Here is a 25,413-nt window from a genome sequence, read left to right as displayed (position 1 = left end):
TCTATATGAGAATTACTATAAATTACACATCTCAAACTGCCACTATCGTGCCATTGCCTGTTTTTGTGGCCGATCAGTTGGCTCAAGGACAGAAACCGCACCCGTGCGGACGGGAGTCATGTTGGAAAACTACTATCGAGAGCTGGTGTGCTTCCTGAACGCCAAGCTCGGCAACCGCCAGGTGGCCGAAGATGTGGTGCATGACGCTTATCTGCGGATCCTGGAACGCTCCAGCGACACGCCGATCGAGCAGCCCCGGGCATTCCTTTATCGCACGGCACTGAACCTGGTGATCGACGATCACCGGCGCAATGCACTGCGTCAGGTCGAATCGCTGGATGTGCTCGACAATGAAGAGCGCTACTTCAGTCCTTCCCCCCTCAGCTCGCTCGACCATGGCCAGCGCCTGGACATGCTCCAGCGCGCCTTGGCGGAGCTGCCACGCCTGTGCCGCGAGAGTTTCAGGCTGCGCAAACTCGATGGCCTGTCGCACCCGGAAATTGCCCTGCGGCTGGGCATTTCCAAGGCGATGGTCGAGAAACACATCGTCAATGCGATGAAGCATTGCCGGGTGCGGATGCGGCAATGGGATGCCCATTGATCTGCCCATGGCTGCGGTTTGCTTCGGCAAAAATACGTTAAATTTTATTTCACTGTCCTCGTTCCTAATCAACAGACGACTTGCTGTCCTGCTCAAGGCCGGTCAGGTCACTTAGGTTTATTCCCCGCTGCTCGGGGGTTCATCCAGAGGACACTGGAAATGACACAGGCAATTGCATCGCCCATCGTTCACGACCTGATCGGCGTCGGTTTCGGCCCTTCCAATCTGGCGTTGGCTATCGCCCTGCAAGAGCGCGGGCCGACCCAGGGCGAACTGGATGTACTGTTTCTCGACAAGCAGGCCAACTACAGCTGGCACGGCAACACCCTGTCGACCCAGAGCGAGCTGCAGATTTCCTTCCTCAAGGATCTGGTGACCCTGCGCAACCCGACCAGCCCTTACTCGTTCGTCAATTACCTGAAGGCCCACGGTCGTCTTGTGGACTTCATCAACCTGGGCACTTTTTATCCGTGCCGGATGGAGTACAACGACTACCTGCGCTGGGTCGCCGGGCAGTTCGAAAAACAAAGTCGCTACGGCGAGGAAGTGCTGACCATCGAGCCGGTGCTGCACAACCATCAGGTCGAAGCGCTGCGGGTGATTTCCCGCGATGCCGGCGGCCATCAACATGTGCGTACCGCCCGTTCGGTGGTAGTCAGCGCCGGCGGCACGCCGCGAATTCCTGAAGCGTTCAAGGCGCTCAAGGATGATGGTCGCGTCTTCCATCATTCGCAGTACCTGGCGCAAATGGCCAAGCAGCCGTGCATGAACAACCAGCCGATGAGCATCGCGATCATCGGCGGGGGGCAGAGTGCGGCGGAAGCCTTCATCGACCTGAACGACAGCTTCCCGTCGGTGCAAGTCGACATGATCCTGCGCGGTTCGGCTCTGAAACCGGCGGACGACAGCCCCTTCGTCAACGAAGTGTTTTCGCCGGAGTTCACCGACCTGGTGTTCAACCAGGCAAGCAGCGAACGTGAGCGCCTGGTCAACGAGTACCACAACACCAACTATTCGGTGGTGGACATCGACTTGATCGAACGCATCTACGGCATCTTCTATCGCCAGAAGGTTTCGGGCGTTGCCCGTCACGTGTTCCGTACCCTGACCACAATCGAAAAAGCCACCGCCACTGAGCGCGGCATCGAACTGGCGGTGCGCAATAACGCCACGGGCGAAGTCACGGTGCGTCACTACGACGCTGTGGTACTGGCCACCGGTTACGAGCGCCAGATGCACCGCAAACTGCTGGCGCCACTGGAACAGTACCTGGGCGATTTCGAGGTCGACCGCAACTACAAGCTGATCACCGACGAGCGCTGCAAGGCGGGTATCTATATGCAGGGCTTCTGCCAGGCCAGCCACGGCTTGAGTGATACCTTGCTGTCGATCCTGCCGATTCGTGCGGACGAAATTGCCGGGTCGCTGTATGACCATAGCAAACCCCGTGGGCATCGTTCGATGGCGGATTTGTTGCTCGCGACAGCCAGCTGAGATATTTGGCGACTGATAGGCCGCCTTCGCGAGCAAGCCCGCTCCCACACTTGATCCGCGTACACCTCGGTCAAATGTGGGAGCGGGCTTGCTCGCGAAGGGGCCATTGAAAACACTGCAAATGTTGAATCCTGAACCCTTCCTGAAGAACCCCGCAATTGCCCCATCACACCCCGTTTCTGCGTTTACTCTGCACATACCGGGGCGTAAGCTTCGCGCGTTTTCAATCCATAGCGGAGACCCACAGTGGGTACTTGTTCGAGTGACAGTCGTCGGCCGGTTTCGATAACCGGCACATCCTCGGCCAGATAACGCGCAGTCTTTTCCGTGCCGTTGTCTCGCCGTAAAAGCGAGCAGCGGCATCCCGATCACGGCCATTGGCGGTCCGTGTCCCGACGTCCTCTCATCGACGCAGAATCGTGCGTGATGTTCGACTTATTGTCGTCATCGCGGCGCACCGACACGCCTGCTCGACGGTTTCCCGGCTGATCCTGGGGGAACTGCCATGAACCTGACCTTGCTCAAGGAATTCTTTACCGGATTCCAGCGTACCCGCCACTTTGCCCGGCACTTGCGTCGCCTGGCGTTGCTGGAAAACTTCACCGACACCACCGTCAGCCGCGAAGTGCCGCCGAGCCTGGCGCAAACACTGGTCAGGGCCGCCGGCAGCGACACCGGCCCGTTACTCGAGACGTTGGGCAGCCACACCGCCGGCTTGAGCGAACAGGAAGCCGAGGCACTACGCGGGCAGTTCGGTCTCAACCAAGTCGAGCACGAACAACCGCTGCGGTGGTGGACACATTTGTGGCACTGCTACAAGAACCCGTTCAACCTGCTGCTGACGTTGCTCGCAGTCATCTCCTGGCTGACCGAAGACATGAAAGCCGCCATCGTGATTTTTTCCATGGTGGTGCTTTCGACCTTGCTGCGCTTCTGGCAGGAAAGTAAATCGAACCAGGCTGCTGATACGCTCAAGGCCATGGTCAGCAATACGGCAACTGTGCTGCGACGGGATCCAGACAGCAACAGCGCACAACGTATTGAACGGCCGATCAAGCTGCTGGTGCCGGGGGATCTGATCGTGTTGTCTGCAGGCGACATGATTCCCGCCGATGGCCGGGTGCTCAGTGCAAAGGACCTGTTCGTCAGCCAGGCGGCCATGACCGGTGAATCGATGCCGGTGGAAAAAGTCCCGCGCCGGCAGGGCAGCGACTCCCTCAATCCACTGGACCTGGACAACATTGTGTTCATGGGCACCAACGTAGTGTCCGGCACGGCGATGGCGGTGATTCTGACCACCGGCAACAGCACCTATTTCGGTGCGCTGGCGCAGCGTGTCGGTGCCACCGACCGTGCGCCGAACTCGTTCCAGACCGGGGTCAATAAAGTCAGCTGGCTGTTGATCCGCTTCATGTTCGTCATGGCGCCGCTGGTGCTGTTCATCAACGGCTTCACCAAGGGCGACTGGACCGAAGCGCTGCTGTTCGCACTGTCGATCGCCGTGGGCCTGACCCCGGAGATGCTGCCGATGGTCGTCACCTCGACGTTGGCCAAGGGCGCTGTGTTCCTTTCGCGCAAGAAAGTCATCGTCAAACGCCTGGATGCGATCCAGAACTTCGGTGCCATGGACGTGCTGTGCACCGACAAGACCGGTACGCTGACCCAGGACAAGATCTTTCTGGCGCGCAATGTCGATGTCTGGGGCAACGACTCTGATGACGTGCTGGAAATGGCCTACCTCAACAGCTACTACCAGACCGGCCTGAAAAACCTGCTGGATGTGGCGGTCCTCGAACACGTGGAAATCGACCGCCAATTGAAAGTCGGTACGGCGTTTCGCAAGGTCGATGAAATTCCGTTCGACTTCACCCGCCGGCGCATGTCGGTGGTGGTCGCTGAACGTGAGCAGCCGCACCTGCTGATCTGCAAGGGCGCCGTGGAGGAAGTGCTGGCGGTGTGCACCCGGGTGCGGCATGGCGTGGTGGATGAAGTACTGAGCGAGGAGCTGCTGGCGCGGATTCGCCAGGTCACTGCCGCATTCAACGCCGAGGGACTGCGGGTCGTCGCGGTGGCCGCGCGGCTGATGATCGACGGACGCGACACCTACGGCCTGGCGGATGAACAGGAACTGACCCTGATCGGCTACGTCGCCTTCCTTGATCCGCCCAAGGAAAGCACGGCACCGGCGCTCAAGGCCCTGGCTGAACATGGTGTGGCGGTGAAAGTGCTCACCGGCGACAACGAACGGGTGACTGCGAAGATCTGCCGTGAAGTCGGGCTGGATCAACAAGGCCTGCTGCTGGGTAACGATGTCGAACGCATGTCCGACGCCGAACTCGCGGTCGCGGTGGAGCGCACCAACATCTTTGCCAAACTGACCCCGTCGCACAAGGAACGCATTGTGCGTCTGCTCAAGGGCAACGGCCATGTGGTCGGCTTCATGGGTGACGGCATCAACGATGCACCAGCCCTGCGCACCGCCGACATTGGCATTTCGGTGGACAGTGCCGTGGACATCGCCAAGGAGGCGGCGGACATCATCCTCCTGGAAAAAAGCCTGATGGTGCTGGAGGAGGGCGTGCTGGAAGGTCGGCGCACCTTCGCCAACATGCTCAAGTACATCAAGATGACCGCCAGTTCCAACTTCGGCAATGTGTTCTCGGTGCTGGTGGCCAGCGCGTTCATTCCGTTCCTGCCGATGCTGCCGATGCACCTGCTGGTGCAGAACCTGCTGTACGACATTTCACAGATCGCCATTCCGTTCGACAACGTCGATGCCGACATGCTGGACAAGCCGCAACGCTGGCAACCGGCGGATGTCGGTCGGTTCATGCTGTTTTTCGGGCCGGTCAGCTCGGTCTTCGACATCAGCACCTTTGCCCTGATGTGGTACGTCTTTGATGCCAATACCCCGGACCATCAAACGCTGTTCCAGTCCGGCTGGTTCGTGGTCGGGTTGCTGACCCAGACACTGATCGTGCACATGATCCGCACACCGAAGCTGCCATTCCTGCAAAGCCGCGCCGCGCTGCCGTTGATGGTGATGACCGGAATCATCATGGCCGTGGGGATTTTCCTGCCGATGGGACCGCTGGCGCACTACTTCAAGCTGCAGGCGCTGCCATCGCTGTATTTCGTGTTCCTGCCGGTGATTCTGCTGGCGTACATGGGCCTGACGCAGGCGGTGAAGGGGTTCTATATCCGGCGGTTTGGCTGGCAATAACGCCCTTTCTACAGGAGACGGGGGCGTGTACCCAATGTGGACCGGTATTTCGGAAAAGTCCTACAGAAAGCTCAAGGGCACTTCCGTAGCCTTGCGACCTCATTAATCTGGCTCGCTTGCGGGAGGCCACGTTGTCGAACAAGTCATTGCGCATCCTGATTGCTGACGAACAACACTTTCACCGGTTGCGGATCGAACGTTGGTTCAACCAGCTTGGTTATTACGGGGTGGCGCCGGTGCAACGCCTCGAGGAATTGTTGATTCTGGTGGAGTACGCCAGCAAACCCTTCGACCTGCTGGTCGTCAACGCGGCGCTGGCGGATGGCAAGCTGGATCTGCTGGATTTCTGCCTGGATAACCGGCAGCTGGAACGCGTGTTGATCTACGACGGTGAGCAGGCCCGGCTGCCACCGATTCCCGCCTGCGGGCAGCAGAAGATTCAAGTAAGCCATGCCTTGCTGCCCGACCTCGCGTCGATACAGCGCCTGATGGCATTCGTCGATCCGCAACGACCGTTCGTCGGCACTGTCATTTCTGTCAGGTAGTCCGAAACAGTCATCCATGCAAGAGTCTATGCGCAGCTACTGCGTTTGATTCGGACCTTGCCCGATCGCCGTGTTTTTGCCCAGGGAGTTGTCATGAAGTCAGTGCTGATTGCGGACGATCATCCGGTGATTCGCGGTGCCGTCAAAGTCGTACTCAAGCAGGAGGGATTCAGGCGCATTCATGAAGCGAGCAGTGGCAATGAAGTCTTGCCAATAATCCGCGAACACAAACCGAGCCTCTTGGTGTTGGATTTGAACTTGCCGTTCCTCGGCGGGCTGGAGGTACTTGAACGGATGCAGGCTGGCGAGATGGCGTGCCCGGTCGTGGTTTTCACCTCTCAGGAGCCGGAGTTTTTTCAGGAACGTTGCATGCGTGCCGGCGCCGCAGCCTATGTCGACAAGACCAAGAGTCTGGAGCATTTGCAAAAAGCCGTGCACGCCGTGATGTGCGGATACACCTACTTCATCCAGTTAGCCTCAAGTTCAGTGTCATTGAGTTCATTGCAATACAGCGAAAAACAGATGATCGATCTGCTATCTAACCGGGAAATGACGATCTTTCAACTTCTGGCCCGTGGAGTCAGTAACAAGGAAATCGCCAACCTCCTGCATTTGAGTCACAAGACCGTCAGTACCTACAAAACCCGTTTGATCGAGAAGCTCAACGTGGATTCGTTGGTGCATCTGGCTGAACTTGCCAAGCGCAATCATTTGGTCTGAATGAACGCCTTCCGCCGCCTGTGCACGCTGAAAAACCTATTGTTGCTGGGGATCTGCCTATGGACAACGAACGTCAGTGCCCAGCCGCAAACACTGATGTTGCTGGGCCGTTCCAGCGTGGAAGGTTATACCGCCAGGCTGTCTGAAGCCGATGCTCGCTGGTTGCAGCAAAAAGGCCGTCTGGTGCTGGCCGTTTCCGTGCCCTATCCACCCTTTGAAATCACCCCCACCGGACGTGCGCTTGAAGGCGTGACGGCGGACTATGCCGAGCTACTCAGCCAGCTGTTGCAGGTGGAGGTCGTGGTGCAGCGCCACGCATCACGAGATAAGGCAATCCTGGCGCTCAAGCAAGGGACGGCGGATCTGCTGGGAACGGCCAACAATTATGAGGCACAGGATTCGCAGCTACAGATGTCCAGCGCCTATGCCGTCGACCAACCGGTGCTGGTGACGCGCGTCGCGTCGCCTGATATGCCTGCCCCCACCCTGGCGGGCAAGCGTCTGGCGATGCTGGACCACTACCTGCCTGAACAAAGCGTGCGGCAATTCTATCCCGATGCCGATGTTCAGCTTTACCCCTCGACCCTGGCAGCGGTGGGGGCGGTGGCTTTCCGTCAGGCGGATGTCTTTCTGGCGGATGCGCTCACGGCCGATTACCTGATCAGCAAAAACTATCTCAATAACGTCCTGCTGACCGACTTTTCGCGCATGGAATCGGGTCACTTCGCCTTTGCCATGACCAATGACAACCGCCGATTGCTGCGGATCGTCAACCAGGCGTTGGCGGTGATCCCGGCCAACGAGCAGATGAACATTCTGCGGCGGTGGGGGGCGAGCGAAATGTCGATGCCGGGCTCGCAGTCGTTGCAATTGAGCGCCGCCGAGCAACACTGGCTTGAACAACATCCACGCGTGAACGTGTCGATCAACGAAAATATTCCGCCGATCACCTTCATCGACAGCGAAGGCAGGTATCGTGGCATGGGGATCGATGTGCTGGCGGAAATCAGTCTGCGCACCGGGTTGCAATTCGATATCCGGCCTATGCAGTCAGTGGCGCAAATGATCAAGGGCATCAAGAGCGGCGAAGTCGATGTGCTTGCCGGAATCGGCCTCAGTTCCCGGCGCGAAGAGGACTTGCTGCTCACCCGGCCATTCCTGACCAGTCCATCCGTGCTGGTGACCCGTGTGGCGCCGGACAGCCCCAGGACCCTCGAGGAGATGGCCGGAAAAACGCTGGCGATCACCTACGGCAATATTGCCGGCGAGTTCATTCGGCAGCACTACCCCCTGATTCGCTGCGTGGATGCGCCGCTGTCGGCGGACGCCATGGAAATGGTCGCCCGGGGCAAGGCCGATGGCAGCATCAATTCATTGATCGGTGCCCGTTACCTGATTTCCCGGCAATACCGTGATCGCCTTCAAGCGGTCAGCATGGTGGGTATCGATCCCGCCCGCAGTACCCTGGCGACCAGTCGCGAGGCGACCGTGTTGCATTCGATCCTGGACAAGGCGTTGTTGAGTATCCCCCCTGAAAGAATCGAAGAACTGGCACTCCCTTGGCGCAATGACTTGATGGTGGAACAGAGCTTTTGGCTGACTCATCAACAAGCTATTTTCCAGGCGTTCGCCGCTGCCGGCTTCCTGCTCTTGCTGGCCTTGAGCGGGATCGCCTGGCAGCGGCGGCAGATTAATCAGCGCCAGCAGTTACTGGGGCAATTACGGGAAGCCAAGGACGCTGCCGTCGAAGCCAACCGGGCCAAGACCACCTTCCTGGCGACCATGAGCCATGAGCTCCGTACGCCGATGAATGCCTTGCTCGGCAATCTTGAAGTGGCGCTGAAGCGGGCAGATGAGGGCTTTACTGACCATGCGGCCATTGAGGACGCTTCAAATGCCGGGCGCCATTTGCTGGACGTGATAGGCGACATTCTGGATATTTCCAGTATCGAGTCCGGACATTTGAAGCTGTCGCCAGAGCGGGCCAATCTACAGGCGTTGGTGGTATCTGTGTGCCGGGTTTTTGAAGGCCTGGCACGGCAGAAGAACCTGCGCTGGCGGATTGCACTGGACGAGGGCAGCGACTGCGATGTGCTGATAGACCCCACGCGCTTCAAACAGGTGCTGTCCAATGTGCTGAGTAATGCGATCAAGTTCACCGGCAAGGGCGAGGTCAGCCTGAGGTTGCGGGTGGTACCTGCGTCACCGGACCGTCTTGCTGTCACGGTGTGCATCCAGGACAGCGGCATCGGCATCAGCGCCAATGACCAGCAACGGTTGTTCAACCCGTTCGTGCAGGCCGGGAACAACCCGCAATCAGCCCGACAGGGTTCTGGCCTGGGCCTGGTGATCAGCCGTACCTTGTGCGAAATGATGGGAGGACGCTTGCAGCTCCACAGTTCTCTTGGGCGCGGCACCCGGGTGGACATTCGCCTTGAGCTGGTTGCATTACACAGCTTGCCTGATATTCAAATGTCGCAGGGCGAATCTCAGATAAGGGCTCGTCCCTTGAGGATTCTGGTGGTCGACGATTATCAGCCCAATCGCGCGTTGCTTTCCCGGCAACTGAGTTATCTGGGGCACAGCATTCTGGTCGCGGAGGATGGCCAGCAAGGTTTTGATCAATGGTGCGAACACGTCGTCGATCTGGTTATCACCGACTGCAACATGCCAAAGGTCAGCGGATATGAGCTAACGGGCAAGATTCGCGATGAGGAACGTTTCCAAACGGGGCGACCGACAGTGATTCTGGGCTTCACCGCCAACGCGCAGCCCGAGGAGAAAGTTCGTTGCATTGAAGCCGGCATGGACGATTGCCTGTTCAAACCGATTCGGCTGGTCGACCTGAGTGCATGGCTGGCCTCACGATTTCCCGGCGAACTGGCAGACGTGATTGAAGTGCTGGCCTGCCCCGAGATCGATTTGAGCGGGCTGCGCAAATTCACAGGGGCCGACGATGAACTCATCACCCAGCTGTTGAGCGATCTGGCCGTGACCAATCGCGATGATCGCGAACGTCTGCTGCAAGAGCACGCCAGCGGTAATTACCCCGGCTTGCAGGCGCTGGCGCACCGCATCAAGGGCGGGGCGCAGATGGTCAGGGCGCTAGGACTGGTCGATTGTTGCGAACAACTGGAGCGTGCATGCGCCGAGGCCGATGCGGCACTGATCGACGCGGCGGTCGATCAGTTGGATCAAGCCATGAAGCGCCTGGACATCAGTCTCGAGCAAGGCTGAGGCCGGTCCCCGTTCGTTAATCCCAGAGTGGTGCAATGCCTTTCGGGCTGGTCAGGCGATGTCCGCGATCCAAGCCGGCGATCAACGCCATGTCGGCGTCGCTCAACTTCATGGCGCAGGCCTTGAGGTTGCTGGCCAGGTTGGCGCGTTTGGTGGAGGAAGGAATCACCGCATGGCCCAATTGCATGGCCCACGCCAGGGTGACCTGCGCTGGCGTCGCTTGCAGACGGTCGGCAATCTGCATAATGACCGGGTCCTTGAGCACTTCGCCGTAGGCCAGGGTCATGTATGAAGTGATCTGGATGCCCTGGCTGTGTGCGAACTCGACAACCTTGCGATTTTGCAGGTACGGGTGCAGTTCGATCTGGTTGGTGGCGATGTTCTCGGCGCCGACGGCGGCGATGGCTTGTTTCATCAGGTCGACGGTGAAGTTGGATACGCCGATCTGCCGGGTCAGGCCCAGGCGCTTGGCTTCGAGCAAGGCGCCCATGAATTCTTTGACCGGCACTTGATCTTCCGGCGATGGCCAGTGGATCAGGGTCAGGTCCAGGTAGTCGGTCCGCAGTTTTTGCAGGCTTTCCTTGAGGCTTTCGATCAGACGTTCGCCGGCGAAGTTGGCGACCCAGATCTTGCTGGTGATGAACAGGTTTTCACGGGCGATGCCGCTGGCGGCAATGGCTTCGCCGACTTCGGCTTCGTTCTCGTAGATTTGTGCGGTGTCGATAGCCCGGTAGCCCAGTTCGAGGCCGGTGCTGACCGAGTCGATGACCACCTGGCCTTGCAAGCGAAAGGTGCCCAGGCCGAATGCGGGGATAGACATGAATGACTCCAGAGGTTGCAGTGGGAACGAACACGAGTATCCGCGCCTGCATCCGTGAGAAAAACCGCTGGGACGGCAAAGCAATGTTTACCGCAAGTCAAGAATCGTCGGCATGTTCCTGTTTTTGTGGTGTTGCAACAGGCGCCTTCGCGAGCAGGCTATGCGGTTTAAAAGGCTTACCCTCGGGCCTCAAGAATCATGCAGGTCGTCGTGCCGGTTGCATACAAACGCCCGTCCACATCATAAATCCGGCCTTCGGCCAGCGCCGTCGAGCGTCCCAGGTGCACAACCTTGCCCTCGGCCCGTACCGGTCCGCTGGCGCCGGTCAGCGCCCGGACGTAACTGATGCGCAGATCCAGCGTGGTGTAGCCCTGGCCTTTTTTCAGTTGCGTGTGTATCGCGCAACCCATGCACGAATCCAGCAAGGTCGCGGCATAGCCGCCATGGACGCTGCCCAGCGGATTGTAGTGCCGCGAATCCGGCGTGCCCTGGAAAATGAACGAACCGGCGGACCATTCGAGGGGAATGAAATCCATCAGCGTGCCGATGGGCGGCGAGGGCAGTTCACCATTGCCGATACCGTCGAAAAACTCGGCAGGGGACAGGGCGCTGACTTCGGCCAGGGACAAACTGCCAGGCGCCGCCAGGCGATCGCGCATGGCCTGTTCCTGAGCGATCCATTGAGCGAGCGTGGCGTCGCGGTTCGGGCTTTGCATTATCGAGTCCTCGGGGCAGATATTATGGTTGTAATCAGATTCGATATTACGTTCGAAATAAAATCCTCGCCACTCCACCGATCAGCTTGCCGCTGTCCCTAAGCAATATCGCTGTGACTGAACTCCTCCCCGAGAAAGTCGATCAAGGTCCGGACCGACGGCAGCAACCCACGGCGCGAGGGGAAGATGGCATGGATGATCCCGCACTTCGGTGCCCAGCCCGGCACCAGTTCCACCAGACGACCGGTGGCTAGGTCATCACGCACCACCACAGTGGGCAGGTGGGCGATACCGACCCCGGCGATGACCGCATGACGCAAAGCCAGCAGGTCATCGGTGACCATCCGCGGTGCATGGCGAATCACCGCGCTGGCACTGTCGGCGCCAAACAATTCCCACTGATATTCACGCTGCGCCGCGCCCCAATGCAGGCTGGGCAAACCGCTGAGGTCGGCCGGCGATGGCGGTGTCGATAGACGATCGGCGAACAGCGGATGGCCGACTACGCTCTGGGTGCTGTTGCCCAACACCTTCATGACCAGGTCGGTGTTTTCCAGCGGCGCAAAACGCACCCGCAGGGCAATGTCGAAGCCCTCGTGGATCAGATCAACCCGACGGTTGGTGCTTTCGATGAACAACTCCACCAACGGGTACTTGAGCATATAGCGGGTCAGCATCGGCCCGACCCAGGTGTTGAGCAGCGCTGTCGGGCAACTGATGCGCACCAGGCCCTGGGGCTCGGAGCGGTTGCGTTCAATCAGTTCGGCGGCGCTTTCCGCCTCCACCCGCATGGCCAGGCAGCGCTGGTAATAAGCCTGGCCGATTTCGGTCAACGAGCAGTGGCGGCTGGTGCGATTGAGCAGGCGCACGCCCAGTCGGTCTTCAAGCTCGGCGATACGTCGACTGAGCTTGGACTTGGGCATGTCCAGCGCCCGACCGGCCGCGGCGAAACCGCGATGTTCGACCACCTGGGTGAAGTAATAGAGGGTGTTGAGGTCTTCCACCATCGTTCTCCAAATAGAACGCTAAGGCTGATTTTCGCAGTCTAGTGCAGAAAAGGACACGGTTTTAAGCTTTGTCCATGGTTTCACTCACCTTATTCGGAGGCACCATGAAAAACATCATCGGTATCTACACCAGCCCACGGCCCCATTGGGTCGGCGACGGTTTCCCGGTGCGCACGCTGTTTTCCTACGACAACCTGGGCAAGCACATCAGCCCGTTTCTGCTGCTGGACCATGCCGGTCCCGCCGAATTCACACCCACTACCGAACGACGTGGTGTGGGTCAGCACCCGCACCGTGGCTTCGAAACCGTGACTATCGTTTACAAAGGCGAACTGGAGCACCGTGACTCCACCGGCAGTGGCGGCAAGATCGGCCCTGGCGATGTGCAATGGATGACCGCGGCTTCGGGCATTCTCCATGAAGAGTTCCACTCCGAAGGTTTCGCCAGAACCGGCGGCACCCTGGAAATGGTGCAACTGTGGGTCAACCTGCCGGCCAAGGACAAAATGGCCGACGCCGGCTACCAGACCCTTCTTGATGGCGACATCCCGAGCATTACGCTCAAGGACAACGCCGGCAGCCTGCGCTTGATCGCCGGTGAGTTCGACGGTCACAAGGGACCGGCACGCACCTTCACACCGGTCGATGTCTGGGACATCCGTCTTAAGACTGGCAAGTCGCTCACCCTTGATCTGCATGAGGGACGCAACACCGCACTGGTCGTCCTGCGCGGCGCGATTCAGGTCAATGGCCTGGAGTCGGTGAGCGAAGGACAGCTGGCCCTGTTCGATCGCAAAGGCGATCAGATCACCCTCCAAGCCAGCAAGGAAGCGGTGGTGCTGCTGCTCAGCGGCGAGCCGATTGACGAGCCGATCGTCGGCCACGGTCCGTTCGTGATGAACACCGAACAGGAAATCCATCAGGCCTTCGCCGACTTCCAGTCCGGCCGCTTCGGCCAGATGCGCGGCTGATCCGAACCGCTTCAATCATCCGCTCTACACAGGATGCGTAGGCCGGTTTTCAGGCCAGGGATGGCTGTTGCCCAAACAAAAGAGGAACACTCATGAACACCGTCAATGCGGCCAACTTCAATGGCCAGAAACCGACGATCGATCCCAACGACAGCGCGATGTTGCTGATCGATCACCAGAGCGGATTGTTCCAGATCGTCAAGGACATGGACGTGCCACAGCTGCGCGCCAACGCCATTGCCCTGGCCAAGGCCGCGACCTTGCTGAAGATGCCGGTGATTACTACCGCCTCCGTACCGCAAGGGCCGAACGGACCCCTGATTCCAGAGATTCACGAATCCGCGCCGCACGCTCAATACGTGGCGCGCAAAGGTGAAATCAAAGCCTGGGACAACCCGGAGTTTCACGCGGCAGTCAAAGCCACCGGCAAGAAAACCCTGGTGATCGCCGGCACCCTGACCAGCGTTTGCCTGGCGTTCCCATCCATCGCCGCCGTGCATGAAGGCTATAAGGTGTTCGCGGTGGTCGATGCCTCCGGCAACCACTCGAAGCTGGCCACTGATCTGACAATCGCCCGTTTGGCCCAGGCCGGGGTGGTGCCGATCGACATCATGGCTACGCTCTCTGAGCTGCAAGGCTCGTGGAACCGTCCGGACGCCGAGCAGTGGGCCGCCGTCTACGCCCAGGCCATGCCGCATTATCAATTGCTGATCGAGAGTTATCTCAAGGCTCAGCAAGTGGCGAATGAACACGAGGTGCTGGACTCCCAGCGCTGAGCGGGTACCCCCACGCCGATTTCCACTCGGCATCGATAACACGCGAGGACTACTGCAATGACCACTTCTTACAAACGTCTCGACAAGGATAACGCCGCCGTTCTGTTGGTGGATCATCAGGCGGGACTGCTGTCGCTGGTGCGCGACATCGATCCGGACCGTTTCAAGAACAACGTGCTGGCCCTGGCTGACTTGGCCAAGTACTTCAAGCTGCCGACGATTCTCACCACCAGCTTCGAAACCGGTCCCAACGGCCCACTGGTTCCCGAACTCAAGGCACTGTTCCCGGATGCGCCCTACATCGCTCGTCCTGGCCAGATCAACGCCTGGGACAACGAAGATTTCGTTAAGGCCATCAAGGCCACCGGCAAGAAACAGCTGATCATCGCCGGCGTGGTGACCGAAGTGTGCGTGGCGTTCCCGGCGCTCTCGGCGCTCGAAGAGGGTTTTGAGGTGTTCGTGGTGACCGATGCGTCCGGCACCTTCAACGAACTGACCCGGGAATCGGCGTGGAATCGCATGTCCGCCGCCGGTGCGCAATTGATGACCTGGTTCGGCCTGGCCTGTGAGCTGCATCGCGACTGGCGCAACGACGTGGAAGGCCTGGCGACGCTGTTCTCCAACCACATCCCGGATTACCGCAACCTGATGACCAGCTACAACACGCTGACCAACAGCAAATAACCGGGAAAACACCGGCCCCCTGTGGGAGCGAGCCTGCTCGCGAAGAGGCAGTGTCAGTCGACGTATACGTCGCCTGATACACCGCTTTCGCGAGCAGGCTCGCTTTCACATTTGCTTTTGTGAAGTTTGTGGAATCCAGCCAAATCAATTGCTCCTACACTGTGCCCAATGTGTGAGATCTTTTGCGCATCGTCCTGTGCTGGAGCCGCTTGATGCTGTCGTTGCTTGCCGAACACCCCTTGGTCTGCGCCCTGATCCTGATCCTGATCGATCTGGTGGTGTGGCGTCTGGTCGGTATCAATCATCACAACTGGAAACTGCTGGTACGGCTGGTGATTTTCTCGCTGTTCAGCCTTTTGCTGTTCAACGAAGGCTTGAGCCCGCTGGAGCCGGCACCCAGGGTCGACAATGTGCCCTTGCAGCTGGCGTCTACGGGGTTGCAGATCGCCTGGTGGATATTTGGCGCGCGCACCCTGACCGTGCTGATCGGCGCGGCGATGATGCAACGGGTCGGGCATACCGGGCGCCTGCTGCAGGACCTGCTCGGCGCGGTGATTTTCCTGGTCGCGGTGATCGCCGCCCTGGCCTACGTACTCAATCTGCCGGTCAAGGGGGTGCTGGCCACGTCCGGCGCCTTGGCGATCATCGTCGGCCTGGCGCTGCAAAGCACCCTCAGCGACGTGTTTTCCGGGATCGTCCTGAATACCACCAAACCCTATCAACTGGATGACTGGATCGCGATTGACGGCACGGAAGGCCGGGTCATTGATATCGATTGGCGCGCCACGCGGCTGCAAACCTCCCAAGGCAGCATGATCGTGATTCCCAACTCGCTGGCCGCCAAGGCCAAAATCACCAATTTCAGTCGGCCCAGCGATATGTTCGGTGTTTCGATCACCTTGCAGGTCAGCCCCCATGTGCGTCCGCAAACCGTGATCGATGCCTTGGAGCGGGCGATGCAGGGCTGCCGCATTCTGTTGACGACGCCTGGGCCCAAGGTGGCGCTCAAAAGCTCCAGCGCTGCCGGTGCGGATTATGAAATCAGCGGGTTTGTCGCCGCGATGAGCGAGAAGCGCACGGTACGCAACCAACTGTTTGACCTCGCGTATCGGCATTTGCGGGCGTCCGGTGTGAATTTGCTGTCGAGCGTGGAACCGAGCCCTACGAGCGACCTGCCGCGGCAACGCGCGTTGATCGACAGTTCGCCGATCTTCTCGACGTTGCGTCAGGAAGAGAAGGAAACCTTCAGCCAGAACATGATCCTGCAGAGCTTCCGCGCCGGGGAAACGATTCTGGCGGCGGGGGAGGTCAGCAATCACTTGTTCATCGTCGAGTCCGGCGTGGTAACGGTTTCGCTGAACATCAACGGTATGCCCATGGAGACCGGGCGCATGGGGCCGGGTGAGGTGATCGGCGAGGCGGGCATCTTGTCCGATAGCGCGTTGCCCGCGCAATTCGCCGCGAAAACCAACTGCACGCTGTATCGCATCGACAAGGGCTACCTCAGACCTTGCCTGGAAGCCCGTCACGACATCAACGACGCGATGAAGACCTTGCTGGATTTCCGTTTGCACAAAGTGAAGGAGTTGACTCAGGAAGTGCCGGTGGTGGTGCAGAAGAAAGGGTTTTTGCAGTGGTTGCTCAAGCGGGCAGGCTGAGTGTTGCAGCGTATGGTCGCTGCGCGATCCCCGGTACATCCCGGTCGGCTCCCAGATTGAACTGAAAACGTGGCACACCGACGGCATGGTTGCCGTCGTTGATGCCATGGGCACTGCCTTCAATTTCCGTCTTCATCACAGTGGCGCCGCTCAGGATTGATCCGTGCGCCAAAACGGTTATCGTCGCCGAAAACCTGGCCCAGATCGACATGCCTACCCACGTGGGCGTCGCTGATCAACTCGAAGCCGCTGTCCTCGAGCAAACGGGCAAATCCCGGTTGCATGCTAAAAGTGCCGTGCAATCCCTGGCTCTGCCGGTCGCCCAACAATGCCGGGTCGAATGCGCAAAAAAGTAGGTTTGAACATCAGAGACTGACGCGTCAGACCCTCGGTTCGACCGACAGCCAGTAGCGTGTCAGGCGGTTGATGTTCAGCGGCAGGGTATCGCTGAGCAGGCGCAGGCTGGCGTCGGTATCACGCAGGGAAAATGCTCCCGATACGCGCAGTGCCGCGACATCCGGATGGCAGCGCAATACACCTGGCCGGTAGCGGCTCAGTTCGCCAAGCAATTCGTCCAGGCGCATGTTGTTGGCCAACAGCATGCCCTTGTCCCAGGACATGGCAGCGACGTCGAACCGTTGCGGATCATCGAAACGGTTCAACTTGAAGCTCTGGCGCTGGCCGGCATCGAGGGTGGTGCTTTGCTGCAGCATTTGCGGTGTGACCATCACTTGCCCTTCCAGCACTGAAACATGGCTACTGGAACCCTCGGTCCGTACGCAAAACCGGGTGCCCGGCGCACGGGCCATGCCTTGGGGTGTTTCGACGATAAAGGGGCGGGCGCCGAGGTCTTTCGCGGTGCTGATCAACAGTTCGCCGCTGAGCAACATGACGCGTCGTTCCCGTGGGTTGAAGGCGATGTTCACCGCACTGTCGGTGTTGAGCAGCAACTGGCTGCCATCGGGCAATTGCAGGTTTTTCTGTTCGCCCACGGCGGTGCGCTGATCGGCGGTCCATTGCTCCCAGGGCAAATGCTGCGAAGCGAAGCCCAAGGGGCCGGCCAGCAACAGCAAGCCCAGGCGGGTGAGGGTCTGCCGGCGACTCAGGCCTTCCCGGCGTGATGCCCGTTTCAGGGTTTGCATGGCGAGGTTGGCCGGTATGCCACGGAAATCCCCGAGCAACACTTCGGCCCGTTGCCAGGCCTGGGCATGTTCCAGGCTGCGGTTGCGCCATTGGGCGATGGCCTGATGATCGGCCGGGGTGGCCGTGCCGGAATGCAGCTGCACCAGCCAGTCAGCCGCTTCACCCAGAATCTGCGGGTTGATGATCGACGAATACATCAGGCGACACTCTTCATCAGGCAACGCTCAGGCAGGCAATGAATGCCGCGCGCATGTGGCGCTTGACGGTGATCAGCGAGACATTCAGGCGGGTGGCGATCTGCGTGTAAGTCAGGCCTTCGATCTGCGACAGCAAAAATGTCTCGCGGGCAGCGCCGGGCAGTTCGCGCAACAGCGCTTCGATACGCCACAGGGTTTCGAGGATCAGCAGGCGGGTTTCCGGCGACGGCACCTCGGCCACCGGCAGATACGCGATGGTTTCCAGATACGCGCGCTCGATGTCCTGACGCCGCCAGCGGTCAATCACCAGGCCCTTGGCAATGTGCGTCAGCAGCGCCCGTGGCTCACTGCCCAGGGGTTTGACCACCTGGCGCGTCAGCAGGCGCAGGAACGTGTCGTGAGCCAGGTCGGCCGCATCACAGCGGTTACCCAGTTTGCGGTGCAGCCAACCCTGCAGCCAACCGTGGTGTTCGCTGTAGAGGGTATGGACTTGCTGGTTCAAAGGCTGATCGGCGGACGACATGGCGGGCAGATACTCGACTCGGGCATCCTGCGTGAGTGCAATTAAGAATTGATCGCATTCTAGTGGCCCTGACCAAGTGATGGCAATTGTCATTTCGCACTTTCTTTCAGGGTTCGCGACAGTGGCCTCCTCGACTTCCCAAAGATTGGCTATTTGTACAAATCGACGGCGGGACTACCGTATCTGCACATCCACTTGCCCCGGAGCATGCCATGCAACCCCGTATCGATTTTTACACCGCTTCGCCTGATGCCCTGAAGGCCATGATTGCCCTGGAAACCGCTGTCTCCAAACTGCCGCTGGAAAAGTCGCTGATCGAACTGGTCAAGCTGCGTGCTTCGCAAATCAACGGTTGTGCCTTCTGCATCGACTTACACACCAGCGATGCCCTCAAGGCCGGCGAAACCACGCGCCGCCTGTTTGCCGTGACCGCCTGGCGCGAAGCACCCTTCTTCACCGACCGCGAGCGCGCCGCGCTGCTCTGGACTGAATCCCTGACCCAGCTCAGCCTGACCCACGCCCCGGACGAAGACTATGACGTGGTCAGGGCACAGTTCTCGGAAAAGGAAATGGTCGACCTGACCGTGGCCATCAGCACCATCAACAGCTGGAACCGTCTGGCCGTGGGCTTCCGCAAAATGCCGCAGGCCTGACAGTCCCCAATCAATCGTGGGAGCGGGCTTGCTCGCGAATGCGGGGGGTCAGTCACATCACCGTTGCCTGACACACCGCTTTCGCGAGCAGGCTCGCTCCCACAGGGGGGCGCGGAGTTTCTGGACCTGGAATCAATGGGCATCGGCACTCGGCGCGGTCGATGGCTGCACCTTGCGCATCAAGGGCACCATCGCCGTGGCGACGATGAAGCCGACCATGATCATCAGAAACGCGTCGCCATAGGTCTGTGTCTGCGCTTCGCGGTAGGTCAACAGCCAGAGCTGATGCAGGCTGGCAGTCACCCCGACATCGCCGCTCTGGCCCAGGGCGGCGAAGTTGTTGCCGACCTGGGCCAGCCACTGGTTGAGGGCTTCGTTGGTGCTGTTGAGGTGTTCCGCCAACCGGGCGAAGTGCAGGTTGGTGCGATCATTGAGAATGGTCGCGCACGCGGCGATGCCGATGGCGCCCCCCAGGTTGCGCATCAAGTTGAACAACCCGGACGCATGTTTGAGCCGCGCCGGCGCCAGCCCGCCCAGGGTCAAGGTCACTGCCGGCGGTACCGCCAGTTGCTGGGCAATCCCGCGCAGGGCTTGCGGCAACATCAATTCCCTGGCCCCCCAGTCATGGGTGATCGGGCTGAAATCCCACATCGATAAAGCGAACAGCCCCAAACCGGTCATCATGATCCAGCGCAGATCGACGCGGTTGGCCAGAAAGGCGTACAGCGGAATCGCCATGATCTGGAACACCCCGGTGGAGAAAACCGCCAGACCAATGTCCAGCGCGCCATAGCCGCGTACCCGGCCGAGAAACAGCGGCGTCAGGTAGATGGTGGCGAACAGGCCGATCCCGGTGACGAACGAGAAGAAACAACCGAGGGCGAAGTTGCGATCCTTCAAGGCGCGCAAGTCGACGATCGGATTGGCGACGTGCAGGGTCCGGCCGATGAAGGCGAGGCCGGCCAGGCCGCTGATCCACGCGGTGGTGAGGATGGTGCTGTCACTGAACCAGTTCCAGCGCGGACCTTCTTCGAGGGTGTATTCAAGGCAACCGAGAAACAGCGCCAGAAATATCATGCTCAGATAGTCGGCGCCCTTGAGCAGCGAGAGTTCCGGCTGGTCGATCTTCACCAGCATCGGTACCGCCACGGCGACGAAGATCCCCGGCACCAGGTTGATGTAGAACAGCCAGTGCCAGGACGAAATGTCGGTGATCCAGCCGCCTATCACCGGCCCCAGGGTCGGTGCCAGCGAAGCCACCGCGCCGATGGTCGCGGCGGCGATTACCCGTTGTTTGCCGGTGAAAAAAACGAACGCCGTGGTGAACACCAAGGGAATCATCGAACCGCCAAGGAACCCTTGCAGGGCACGGAAGGCGATCATGCTCTGGATGTTCCAGGCGATGCCGCAGAGCAGGCTGGTCAGGGTAAAGCCCACGGCGGATGCGCAGAATAGCCAGCGCGTGGAGAACACCCGCGACAACCAGCCGGACAGCGGGATCACGATGATTTCGGCGATGAGGTAGCTGGTTTGCACCCAGGCGGTTTCGTCAGTGCCGGCCGACAGCCCGCCGCCAATGTCACGCAGCGATGCCGAGACAATCTGGATATCCAGCAACGCAATGAACATGCCGATGCACATGCTGGCGAAGGCGAAGACCTTGGTCGCCGTGGCCATGTTCGCGGCATTGAACGGTTGCGCCGGGGCGGCGAGGACGCGGCTCATGGCGCGCTGGCCACGGCCGGGGTTTCAGGTTGCTTACGGGTGTCTACTTTGGCGGTGACCGACAGGCCGGGACGCAGATGGCCGAGCACGCTGTCGGCTGGATCGAGGTGGATGCGCACCGGCACCCGCTGCACGATCTTGGTGAAGTTGCCGGTGGCATTTTCCGGTGGCAGCACGCTGAACTGCGAACCGCTGGCGGGTGCCAGACTGTCGAGATGACCGTGGAATTCCTGCCCCGACAGCACGTCGGCATGAATGACCACCCGCTGGCCGGGCGTCATGCGTGCCAGCTGGTCCTCCTTGAAATTGGCATCGACCCACAAACCACTGGATGGCACCACCGACAGCAGTTGCGAACCGGCCTGGGCATAGGCGCCGACCCGCGCCCGACGATTACCGATCACCCCGTCCACCGGTGCCCGCAGTTCGGTGTAGCCGACGTTCAATTGCGCCAGGTCTCGCTCGGCCCTGGCTTGAATCAAAGCCGCGCGGGCTTGTTGTTTCTGGGTGGCGATGACATTCAGCTGGCGTTGCGCCGCCAGCAGTTCAGCCTGGGCGCGGCTGCTTTGAGCCTGTGCGGTCTTGAACGTGGCGTTGGCCCGTTGAGCGCTTTCCACAGAAACGGCGTTGGTGCTGACCAGCTTTTTGTAGCGAGCATCGTCATCCCGCGAACGGGCGGTTTCGGCACCGGCGGCATCGATGCCGGCGCGGGCCTGGCCGATAACGGCTTGTTGCAGTTGTTCGGTGGCGTCGAGGTTGGCCAGCAGGGCTTCTTCAGCCGCCACCGCGCCTTCGGCCTTGGCCAGGTTGGCGCGGTAATCCCGGGCGTCGAGGCGGATCAGCACATCGCCGGCCTTGACCTTCTGGTTGTCGGTGACCAGCACTTCGTCGATGTAGCCGGCGACCTTCGAGCCAATGACCGTTACGTCGCCGCCGATGTAGGCGTCGTCGGTTTCCTCGATGAAACGGCCGGTGGTCCACCAGTGCGTGGCGTAGACACCGGCCAGCACCAGTGCAGCAATACCCAGTGTCGGCAGAAGCAGGCGTTTGAGCAGGGGAGGCTTGGGGGTGGTCACCGGCACGGCAAGGTCGGTTTCAACGTTAGGCATGCGGGTCATGAAGGATTACCTGTAGGAAACGGCATTTAATTACGAACGTAATATGACGTATGTCATATTTGGTCGCAATTTATTTTTATTGCCGGTCGTCAGGTGATGGCTGGGTGATCACATCTTGAATGTGTTGAAGAACTGCTGGGGGAGCGAGTCTGCTGGCGAAAGCGGTGTGCCAGTCAACACTGATGTCGGTGCTGGCCTATTCGCGAGCAGGCTCCCCCAAGGGATTGATCGTCCTCGTGTACAGCGGGGAACGATCAACGTCAGTGGTTACTCGCTGTGTTACGGCCGAGCCTCAGTTACGCAGCCGGGCGGGTCGAGATTATCCAGCGCCCGGTTGACCAACAATTCGCCCAGCACCGCCAGTTGCTGAATCGCGAGCATGACGTTTCGGCGCGAACCTTCCAGTTCGCACGCCAGATCGGTGGCCATGACATTCAACGAGGCGAGGGTTTCACAGGCATGGCACAGCAAGGACTCGGTGTCGATGTTTGGAATGATGGTAAAGACATGACTGACGGGGTCGGGGCGACTCGGGTTGCGAAGGCGCGCGCTGACGAGGGGTTCGGTGATGTCGGAAAGCCTGGAGACATCGATTTCTTCGCAGGCTGTAGGGTCAGCCGATTGTTGGGCGTTTGGGGTGGTCTTTTTCATGTCGGAGCTCCTTGCAAGGTTGAGATGTGCCAGTCCCTATCGCCAATCAGGGTTGGTGGCGGCGTGAGTAAGTTGTCTGACCGGTAATTTATTACCAGAAAATTCACATTGTTTAATCAAAAAACTGAACATCTATGTAATTAAATGATTCATGGGTTTATTGCTTTCATGTATCTGTACGCTAGTTCTCTGCGTGGCGTTCTGGTATCTGACAGAAATATCTTCACTGAGGGTGAGGTAAGTCTGTAGGAATAAAGTGCGGAGTGGTGATATCAATCATTGTTTGACGGTTTGTTGTAGTGGTTGCAATATTGTTGTTCGTAAGAAGGTCAGCGTGCAGGGCCTGGTCTGAAAATCGTCACCTGCGTAAGCATTCGATCAGAGTGATAAAGTGGTAATTAACTCATGCATAAGAAAGAAAGAACCGAAAAGTTGAAAAGTAATATTAAGTATCTGATAAAAAGTCGTGGCGAAACGCAGCTGTCATTGTGCAGTTCCAGTGGCCTAACCAGAACAACGATCTACAATATTTTGGAAGGGAGGGTTGTCAACGTACAGCAATCGACCATACGCAAGATTTCTGATTTTTTTGGTGTGTCGTACAAAGAAATAGAGACGGTGGATTTTGAAGCGAAGGAAATAGTTGAAAGCAGTATTTCTCTTCAGGGGAATACCAATCCTGCAGCAGTACCTATCATAAGAGAAAGTATGCTTTTGCAGTGTCTCGACAAGAGAATCGGCGAGCTGGCTGCAACTTATCCGCTCACCTATTATTTTGGTATGGCTTGCAACTTGGTCGGCGTACTGTTGGAGGCTGAGATCAGCGGGTTTAATGAAGTCGGTGATCTTTTGATAGTTAAGAAAGGAATGCCAGCCAGGGATAAAGAGACATTGGTGTACGGCTACGGTACAGGGAAGTTGTTTATAATCCGTGATCCTGTCTTGGATTTAGAAGCCTTTCGAGTTGTGGGAGAAGTGATCGAGGAGAGATTCAATGGGCATTGATCCAGATAATAGCAAGTTCAAGCTCCTAGGGTTTGAAAATGCCAAAAACCATGCTGTCATAATGGTTGTTTCCACTGGGAAAATTATCAAGATAAAGCTGAGCGATTTGCTCAAAAGCGAGCTCTTGGATAATTTAAGTAAAATAGAAATAAAGGATGTTTATAGGAAGTTTTACTCGGGTGGTGGTGCCTTGACTGCCTATGAAATAAGCGATCGTCATGAAAGGTCGTGGATGACCTATGTCGTTCTCAATCTGGCGTTGCTCTGTCTTTATGTTTTTACCAATATTGCAGCGGTCAAACTTATTTATATAGAGTATCTTGATGTTGTCGTGACGCCTGGCGTTTTTATTTATCCGCTGACGTTCTTGCTCGTCGATCTCTTGAATGAATCCTATGGGCTAAAGCTTGCAAGGCGAGCAATATATTTTTCCTTCGTAAGTAATGCGGTTATTTTGATCGCGCTTTCTGCGGCTAGCCATCTTCCGGGTTTGGCGGGGTGGAAGCTTGATGGGCCCTATAGCGAGGTCGTGGGTCATGTTTCATCCGTGTTAGTAGCCTCGTCGGTATCTTTTCTTTTTTCGGAATATGTTAACTCGTATTTACTATGCAAGATAAAAGAGCTGACTAATTCGCGTTTTTTGTTCTTGCGAGTGTTTTTTAGTACTTTTTTTGCGGTGATAATAGATAGCTTTATTTTTTGCTTTATTGCATTTTATGGGGTTTTGGGAAGTGGGGAAATTCTGGTCATGGTTTATGTTCAGATCATCATAAAAATGTGTTTCGCTGTTTTCAATGTGCTGCCCGCTTACGGAGCAAGATCGCTGTTCAGGACGTACGTAACAGCAAATTAGGCTTCATGAGAGGTGGGGCATGAATCAATTGATCTGGATTCATGCCCCGAAACTTACGAGTTACCTCAGATTTATTTTTTTATTCAGGCTTTCCATCGTACCCGTTTTGTTCTCCAGAAAGTAACTCAGTCCCTTGGCGCGTAGCTTACAAGCGTCGCATTTTTCGCATCCGCTACCCTTTATCCCGTTGTAGCAAGACAAGGTGTGATCGCGGACGAATTCCAACCGGTCGTAGTGATCAGCCAAGGCCCAGGTTTCTGCCTTGTTCAACCACATCAGCGGCGTTTCAATGTGCAGGGTGTAGTCCATTCCTGACTCTATGGCTGTGTTCAGGGCTTTGACGAATTGATCCCGGCAATCAGGGTAGCCGGAAAAGTCGGTTTCACAGACGCCGGTGATGATCGTCTGCGCTTGCACTTGATAAGCGTAAATGGACGCCAAGGTTAAGAACAGAATGTTTCTGCCGGGTACGAACGTACTCGGCAGTTTTTCTCCAGAGCTGTTGGTAGTGGGGACCGGGATGTTGTCGCGGGTCAGGCTGCTGATTGCCAGTTCATTGAGTAATGAAGTGTCCAGTACCTTGTGTACGGTGATGCCCAGCTTTTTGGAGAGTTGCTGCGCCACTTCAATTTCCGCGTGATGGCGTTGGCCGTAGTCGAACGTAATACAGTGAATTTCATCGTAGAGCGATAACGCATGGATCAAGCAGGTGGTCGAATCTTGTCCGCCGCTGAAAACGATAATTGCCTTTTTAGTCATGTTTTTTTCATCCTTGGGTAAATTTCCGGTTAAACATTTTTGTTTGTTCGTTGATGCAACACCGAGCAGAAAATAACGTTGAGTACGAGCGCACCTATTCCTACAGAGCGCCGAAACTGCATTCGAGACTTCTATTTTGAACGGAGTGGTATGGGCATCAACACCGTGCTCCAGAGCCTGGCGTCGGCATCGCCACCACTCAAAATGAATGCGGTCCGGCGCCGCTTATGATGGCCTGTGTCGCTGCCGCGATTGCCAACCAGGGCGATGCGGATCCTGGATGCCCGAGCTTCCGATCAAGATTGCACAGCCCCGAGGTGTTTATGTATGGCTG

Annotated in this window: 23 protein-coding genes; 13 read left to right on the top strand and 10 right to left on the bottom strand. The window is 58.1% G+C overall.

The features are described 5' to 3' along the window. Positions 1-118: 118 nt before the first annotated feature. The 6 genes from AC07ZE_RS20205 to AC07ZE_RS20180 all read left to right on the top strand — a co-directional run bounded on the left by AC07ZE_RS20205 (position 119) and on the right by AC07ZE_RS20180 (position 9,820). On the top strand, positions 119-601 hold the full coding sequence (locus tag AC07ZE_RS20205) for a sigma-70 family RNA polymerase sigma factor (protein ID WP_310650381.1): 483 nt from the start codon (positions 119-121) through the stop codon (positions 599-601). A gap of 159 nt (positions 602-760) precedes the next feature. After that, positions 761-2,095, top strand: coding sequence for a lysine N(6)-hydroxylase/L-ornithine N(5)-oxygenase family protein (locus tag AC07ZE_RS20200; protein ID WP_207266369.1), 1,335 nt, complete (start codon positions 761-763; stop codon positions 2,093-2,095). Positions 2,096-2,600: 505 nt separating this feature from the next. Further along, a complete protein-coding gene (gene mgtA / locus AC07ZE_RS20195; protein ID WP_207266368.1) occupies positions 2,601-5,318 on the top strand; it encodes a magnesium-translocating P-type ATPase in 2,718 nt (905 codons plus the stop codon). A 131-nt stretch (positions 5,319-5,449) separates the two neighbouring features. Next, positions 5,450-5,863, top strand: coding sequence for a response regulator (locus tag AC07ZE_RS20190; RefSeq protein ID WP_207266367.1), 414 nt, complete (start codon positions 5,450-5,452; stop codon positions 5,861-5,863). Positions 5,864-5,956: 93 nt separating this feature from the next. Continuing rightward, the gene (locus AC07ZE_RS20185; RefSeq protein WP_207266366.1) at positions 5,957-6,583 is read left to right on the top strand and encodes a response regulator transcription factor; all 627 of its coding nucleotides are present in this window, start codon (positions 5,957-5,959) and stop codon (positions 6,581-6,583) included. Next, complete coding sequence (locus tag AC07ZE_RS20180; RefSeq protein ID WP_207266365.1) at positions 6,584-9,820, top strand: transporter substrate-binding domain-containing protein; 3,237 nt, start codon at positions 6,584-6,586, stop codon at positions 9,818-9,820. It abuts the gene before it with no gap. Positions 9,821-9,836: 16 nt separating this feature from the next. Here AC07ZE_RS20180 and dkgB read toward each other — a convergent pair whose 3' ends face one another. The 3 genes from dkgB to AC07ZE_RS20165 all read right to left on the bottom strand — a co-directional run bounded on the left by dkgB (position 9,837) and on the right by AC07ZE_RS20165 (position 12,363). Continuing rightward, the gene (gene dkgB / locus AC07ZE_RS20175) at positions 9,837-10,640 is read right to left on the bottom strand and encodes a 2,5-didehydrogluconate reductase DkgB (protein ID WP_207266364.1); all 804 of its coding nucleotides are present in this window, start codon (positions 10,638-10,640) and stop codon (positions 9,837-9,839) included. Positions 10,641-10,816: 176 nt separating this feature from the next. Next, positions 10,817-11,356, bottom strand: coding sequence for a PaaI family thioesterase (locus tag AC07ZE_RS20170; protein WP_207266363.1), 540 nt, complete (start codon positions 11,354-11,356; stop codon positions 10,817-10,819). Positions 11,357-11,454: 98 nt separating this feature from the next. Continuing rightward, positions 11,455-12,363, bottom strand: a complete 909-nt coding sequence (locus AC07ZE_RS20165) for a LysR substrate-binding domain-containing protein (RefSeq protein ID WP_207266362.1) — start codon at positions 12,361-12,363, stop codon at positions 11,455-11,457. A 104-nt stretch (positions 12,364-12,467) separates the two neighbouring features. On the opposite strand from AC07ZE_RS20165, the gene AC07ZE_RS20160 reads away from it, so the two are divergent. The 4 genes from AC07ZE_RS20160 (at position 12,468) to AC07ZE_RS20145 (ending at position 16,452) form a co-directional block, all read left to right on the top strand. Beyond that, complete coding sequence (locus tag AC07ZE_RS20160; RefSeq protein WP_207266361.1) at positions 12,468-13,334, top strand: pirin family protein; 867 nt, start codon at positions 12,468-12,470, stop codon at positions 13,332-13,334. 92 nt (positions 13,335-13,426) lie between these two features. After that, positions 13,427-14,110: an isochorismatase family protein gene (locus AC07ZE_RS20155; protein WP_207266360.1), complete on the top strand. Its 684-nt coding sequence runs from the start codon at positions 13,427-13,429 to the stop codon at positions 14,108-14,110. 57 nt (positions 14,111-14,167) lie between these two features. Beyond that, on the top strand, positions 14,168-14,794 hold the full coding sequence (gene ycaC, locus AC07ZE_RS20150; protein WP_095197388.1) for an isochorismate family cysteine hydrolase YcaC: 627 nt from the start codon (positions 14,168-14,170) through the stop codon (positions 14,792-14,794). A gap of 212 nt (positions 14,795-15,006) precedes the next feature. Next, positions 15,007-16,452, top strand: a complete 1,446-nt coding sequence (locus AC07ZE_RS20145; RefSeq protein ID WP_207266359.1) for a mechanosensitive ion channel domain-containing protein — start codon at positions 15,007-15,009, stop codon at positions 16,450-16,452. On the opposite strand, the gene AC07ZE_RS20140 is transcribed toward AC07ZE_RS20145, so the two are convergent. The 3 genes from AC07ZE_RS20140 to AC07ZE_RS20130 all read right to left on the bottom strand — a co-directional run bounded on the left by AC07ZE_RS20140 (position 16,436) and on the right by AC07ZE_RS20130 (position 18,315). Next, the gene (locus AC07ZE_RS20140) at positions 16,436-16,663 is read right to left on the bottom strand and encodes a hypothetical protein (RefSeq protein ID WP_207267912.1); all 228 of its coding nucleotides are present in this window, start codon (positions 16,661-16,663) and stop codon (positions 16,436-16,438) included. The genes AC07ZE_RS20145 and AC07ZE_RS20140 overlap by 17 nt on opposite strands. A 169-nt stretch (positions 16,664-16,832) precedes the next feature. Then, positions 16,833-17,792: a FecR domain-containing protein gene (locus tag AC07ZE_RS20135; protein WP_207266358.1), complete on the bottom strand. Its 960-nt coding sequence runs from the start codon at positions 17,790-17,792 to the stop codon at positions 16,833-16,835. Positions 17,793-17,808: 16 nt separating this feature from the next. Next, entirely contained in the window at positions 17,809-18,315 is a 507-nt protein-coding gene (locus AC07ZE_RS20130) for a sigma-70 family RNA polymerase sigma factor (RefSeq protein WP_207266357.1), read from the bottom strand. 212 nt (positions 18,316-18,527) lie between these two features. Between AC07ZE_RS20130 and AC07ZE_RS20125 the strand changes: the two genes are divergently transcribed. After that, positions 18,528-18,968, top strand: a complete 441-nt coding sequence (locus tag AC07ZE_RS20125) for a carboxymuconolactone decarboxylase family protein (protein WP_095197393.1) — start codon at positions 18,528-18,530, stop codon at positions 18,966-18,968. A gap of 132 nt (positions 18,969-19,100) precedes the next feature. Here the strand turns inward: AC07ZE_RS20125 and AC07ZE_RS20120 are convergent, their stop codons facing one another. The 3 genes from AC07ZE_RS20120 to AC07ZE_RS20110 all read right to left on the bottom strand — a co-directional run bounded on the left by AC07ZE_RS20120 (position 19,101) and on the right by AC07ZE_RS20110 (position 22,462). Beyond that, positions 19,101-20,693: a DHA2 family efflux MFS transporter permease subunit gene (locus AC07ZE_RS20120; protein ID WP_207266356.1), complete on the bottom strand. Its 1,593-nt coding sequence runs from the start codon at positions 20,691-20,693 to the stop codon at positions 19,101-19,103. Then, on the bottom strand, positions 20,690-21,811 hold the full coding sequence (locus tag AC07ZE_RS20115) for an HlyD family secretion protein (RefSeq protein WP_207266355.1): 1,122 nt from the start codon (positions 21,809-21,811) through the stop codon (positions 20,690-20,692). Before AC07ZE_RS20115 ends, AC07ZE_RS20120 begins: the two co-directional genes overlap by 4 nt. 279 nt (positions 21,812-22,090) lie before the next feature. Continuing rightward, a complete protein-coding gene (locus AC07ZE_RS20110) occupies positions 22,091-22,462 on the bottom strand; it encodes a DUF6124 family protein (protein ID WP_207266354.1) in 372 nt (123 codons plus the stop codon). 405 nt (positions 22,463-22,867) lie between these two features. Here AC07ZE_RS20110 and AC07ZE_RS20105 point away from each other — a divergent pair, with 405 nt between their 5' ends. Continuing rightward, positions 22,868-23,467, top strand: a complete 600-nt coding sequence (locus AC07ZE_RS20105; RefSeq protein WP_207266353.1) for a helix-turn-helix transcriptional regulator — start codon at positions 22,868-22,870, stop codon at positions 23,465-23,467. Next, positions 23,457-24,320, top strand: a complete 864-nt coding sequence (locus AC07ZE_RS20100) for a queuosine precursor transporter (RefSeq protein WP_207266352.1) — start codon at positions 23,457-23,459, stop codon at positions 24,318-24,320. Before AC07ZE_RS20105 ends, AC07ZE_RS20100 begins: the two co-directional genes overlap by 11 nt. 60 nt (positions 24,321-24,380) lie before the next feature. On the opposite strand, the gene queC is transcribed toward AC07ZE_RS20100, so the two are convergent. Continuing rightward, entirely contained in the window at positions 24,381-25,079 is a 699-nt protein-coding gene (gene queC / locus AC07ZE_RS20095; RefSeq protein ID WP_207266351.1) for a 7-cyano-7-deazaguanine synthase QueC, read from the bottom strand. Between the last annotated feature and the right edge of the window lie 334 nt (positions 25,080-25,413).

This window comes from Pseudomonas sp. GW101-3H06 (assembly GCF_059424605.1).
The sequence above is the reverse complement of the archived record's forward strand: the minus strand, read 5'-3'. Positions and strand labels throughout refer to the sequence as shown.

Excerpts from the sequence above, each read along its gene's own strand:
- AC07ZE_RS20205 (WP_310650381.1), top strand. The coding sequence starts at position 119 with ATGTTGGAAAACTACTATCGAGAGCTGGTGTGCTTCCTGAACGCCAAG.
- AC07ZE_RS20200 (WP_207266369.1), top strand. The coding sequence starts at position 761 with ATGACACAGGCAATTGCATCGCCCATCGTTCACGACCTGATCGGCGTC.
- mgtA (WP_207266368.1), top strand. The coding sequence starts at position 2,601 with ATGAACCTGACCTTGCTCAAGGAATTCTTTACCGGATTCCAGCGTACC.
- AC07ZE_RS20185 (WP_207266366.1), top strand. The coding sequence starts at position 5,957 with ATGAAGTCAGTGCTGATTGCGGACGATCATCCGGTGATTCGCGGTGCC.
- AC07ZE_RS20180 (WP_207266365.1), top strand. The coding sequence starts at position 6,584 with ATGAACGCCTTCCGCCGCCTGTGCACGCTGAAAAACCTATTGTTGCTG.
- dkgB (WP_207266364.1), bottom strand. The coding sequence starts at position 10,640 with ATGTCTATCCCCGCATTCGGCCTGGGCACCTTTCGCTTGCAAGGCCAG.
- AC07ZE_RS20170 (WP_207266363.1), bottom strand. The coding sequence starts at position 11,356 with ATGCAAAGCCCGAACCGCGACGCCACGCTCGCTCAATGGATCGCTCAG.
- AC07ZE_RS20165 (WP_207266362.1), bottom strand. The coding sequence starts at position 12,363 with ATGGTGGAAGACCTCAACACCCTCTATTACTTCACCCAGGTGGTCGAA.
- AC07ZE_RS20160 (WP_207266361.1), top strand. The coding sequence starts at position 12,468 with ATGAAAAACATCATCGGTATCTACACCAGCCCACGGCCCCATTGGGTC.
- AC07ZE_RS20155 (WP_207266360.1), top strand. The coding sequence starts at position 13,427 with ATGAACACCGTCAATGCGGCCAACTTCAATGGCCAGAAACCGACGATC.
- ycaC (WP_095197388.1), top strand. The coding sequence starts at position 14,168 with ATGACCACTTCTTACAAACGTCTCGACAAGGATAACGCCGCCGTTCTG.
- AC07ZE_RS20145 (WP_207266359.1), top strand. The coding sequence starts at position 15,007 with ATGCTGTCGTTGCTTGCCGAACACCCCTTGGTCTGCGCCCTGATCCTG.
- AC07ZE_RS20140 (WP_207267912.1), bottom strand. The coding sequence starts at position 16,663 with ATGTCGATCTGGGCCAGGTTTTCGGCGACGATAACCGTTTTGGCGCAC.
- AC07ZE_RS20135 (WP_207266358.1), bottom strand. The coding sequence starts at position 17,792 with ATGTATTCGTCGATCATCAACCCGCAGATTCTGGGTGAAGCGGCTGAC.
- AC07ZE_RS20130 (WP_207266357.1), bottom strand. The coding sequence starts at position 18,315 with ATGTCGTCCGCCGATCAGCCTTTGAACCAGCAAGTCCATACCCTCTAC.
- AC07ZE_RS20125 (WP_095197393.1), top strand. The coding sequence starts at position 18,528 with ATGCAACCCCGTATCGATTTTTACACCGCTTCGCCTGATGCCCTGAAG.
- AC07ZE_RS20120 (WP_207266356.1), bottom strand. The coding sequence starts at position 20,693 with ATGAGCCGCGTCCTCGCCGCCCCGGCGCAACCGTTCAATGCCGCGAAC.
- AC07ZE_RS20115 (WP_207266355.1), bottom strand. The coding sequence starts at position 21,811 with ATGACCCGCATGCCTAACGTTGAAACCGACCTTGCCGTGCCGGTGACC.
- AC07ZE_RS20110 (WP_207266354.1), bottom strand. The coding sequence starts at position 22,462 with ATGAAAAAGACCACCCCAAACGCCCAACAATCGGCTGACCCTACAGCC.
- AC07ZE_RS20105 (WP_207266353.1), top strand. The coding sequence starts at position 22,868 with ATGCATAAGAAAGAAAGAACCGAAAAGTTGAAAAGTAATATTAAGTAT.
- AC07ZE_RS20100 (WP_207266352.1), top strand. The coding sequence starts at position 23,457 with ATGGGCATTGATCCAGATAATAGCAAGTTCAAGCTCCTAGGGTTTGAA.
- queC (WP_207266351.1), bottom strand. The coding sequence starts at position 25,079 with ATGACTAAAAAGGCAATTATCGTTTTCAGCGGCGGACAAGATTCGACC.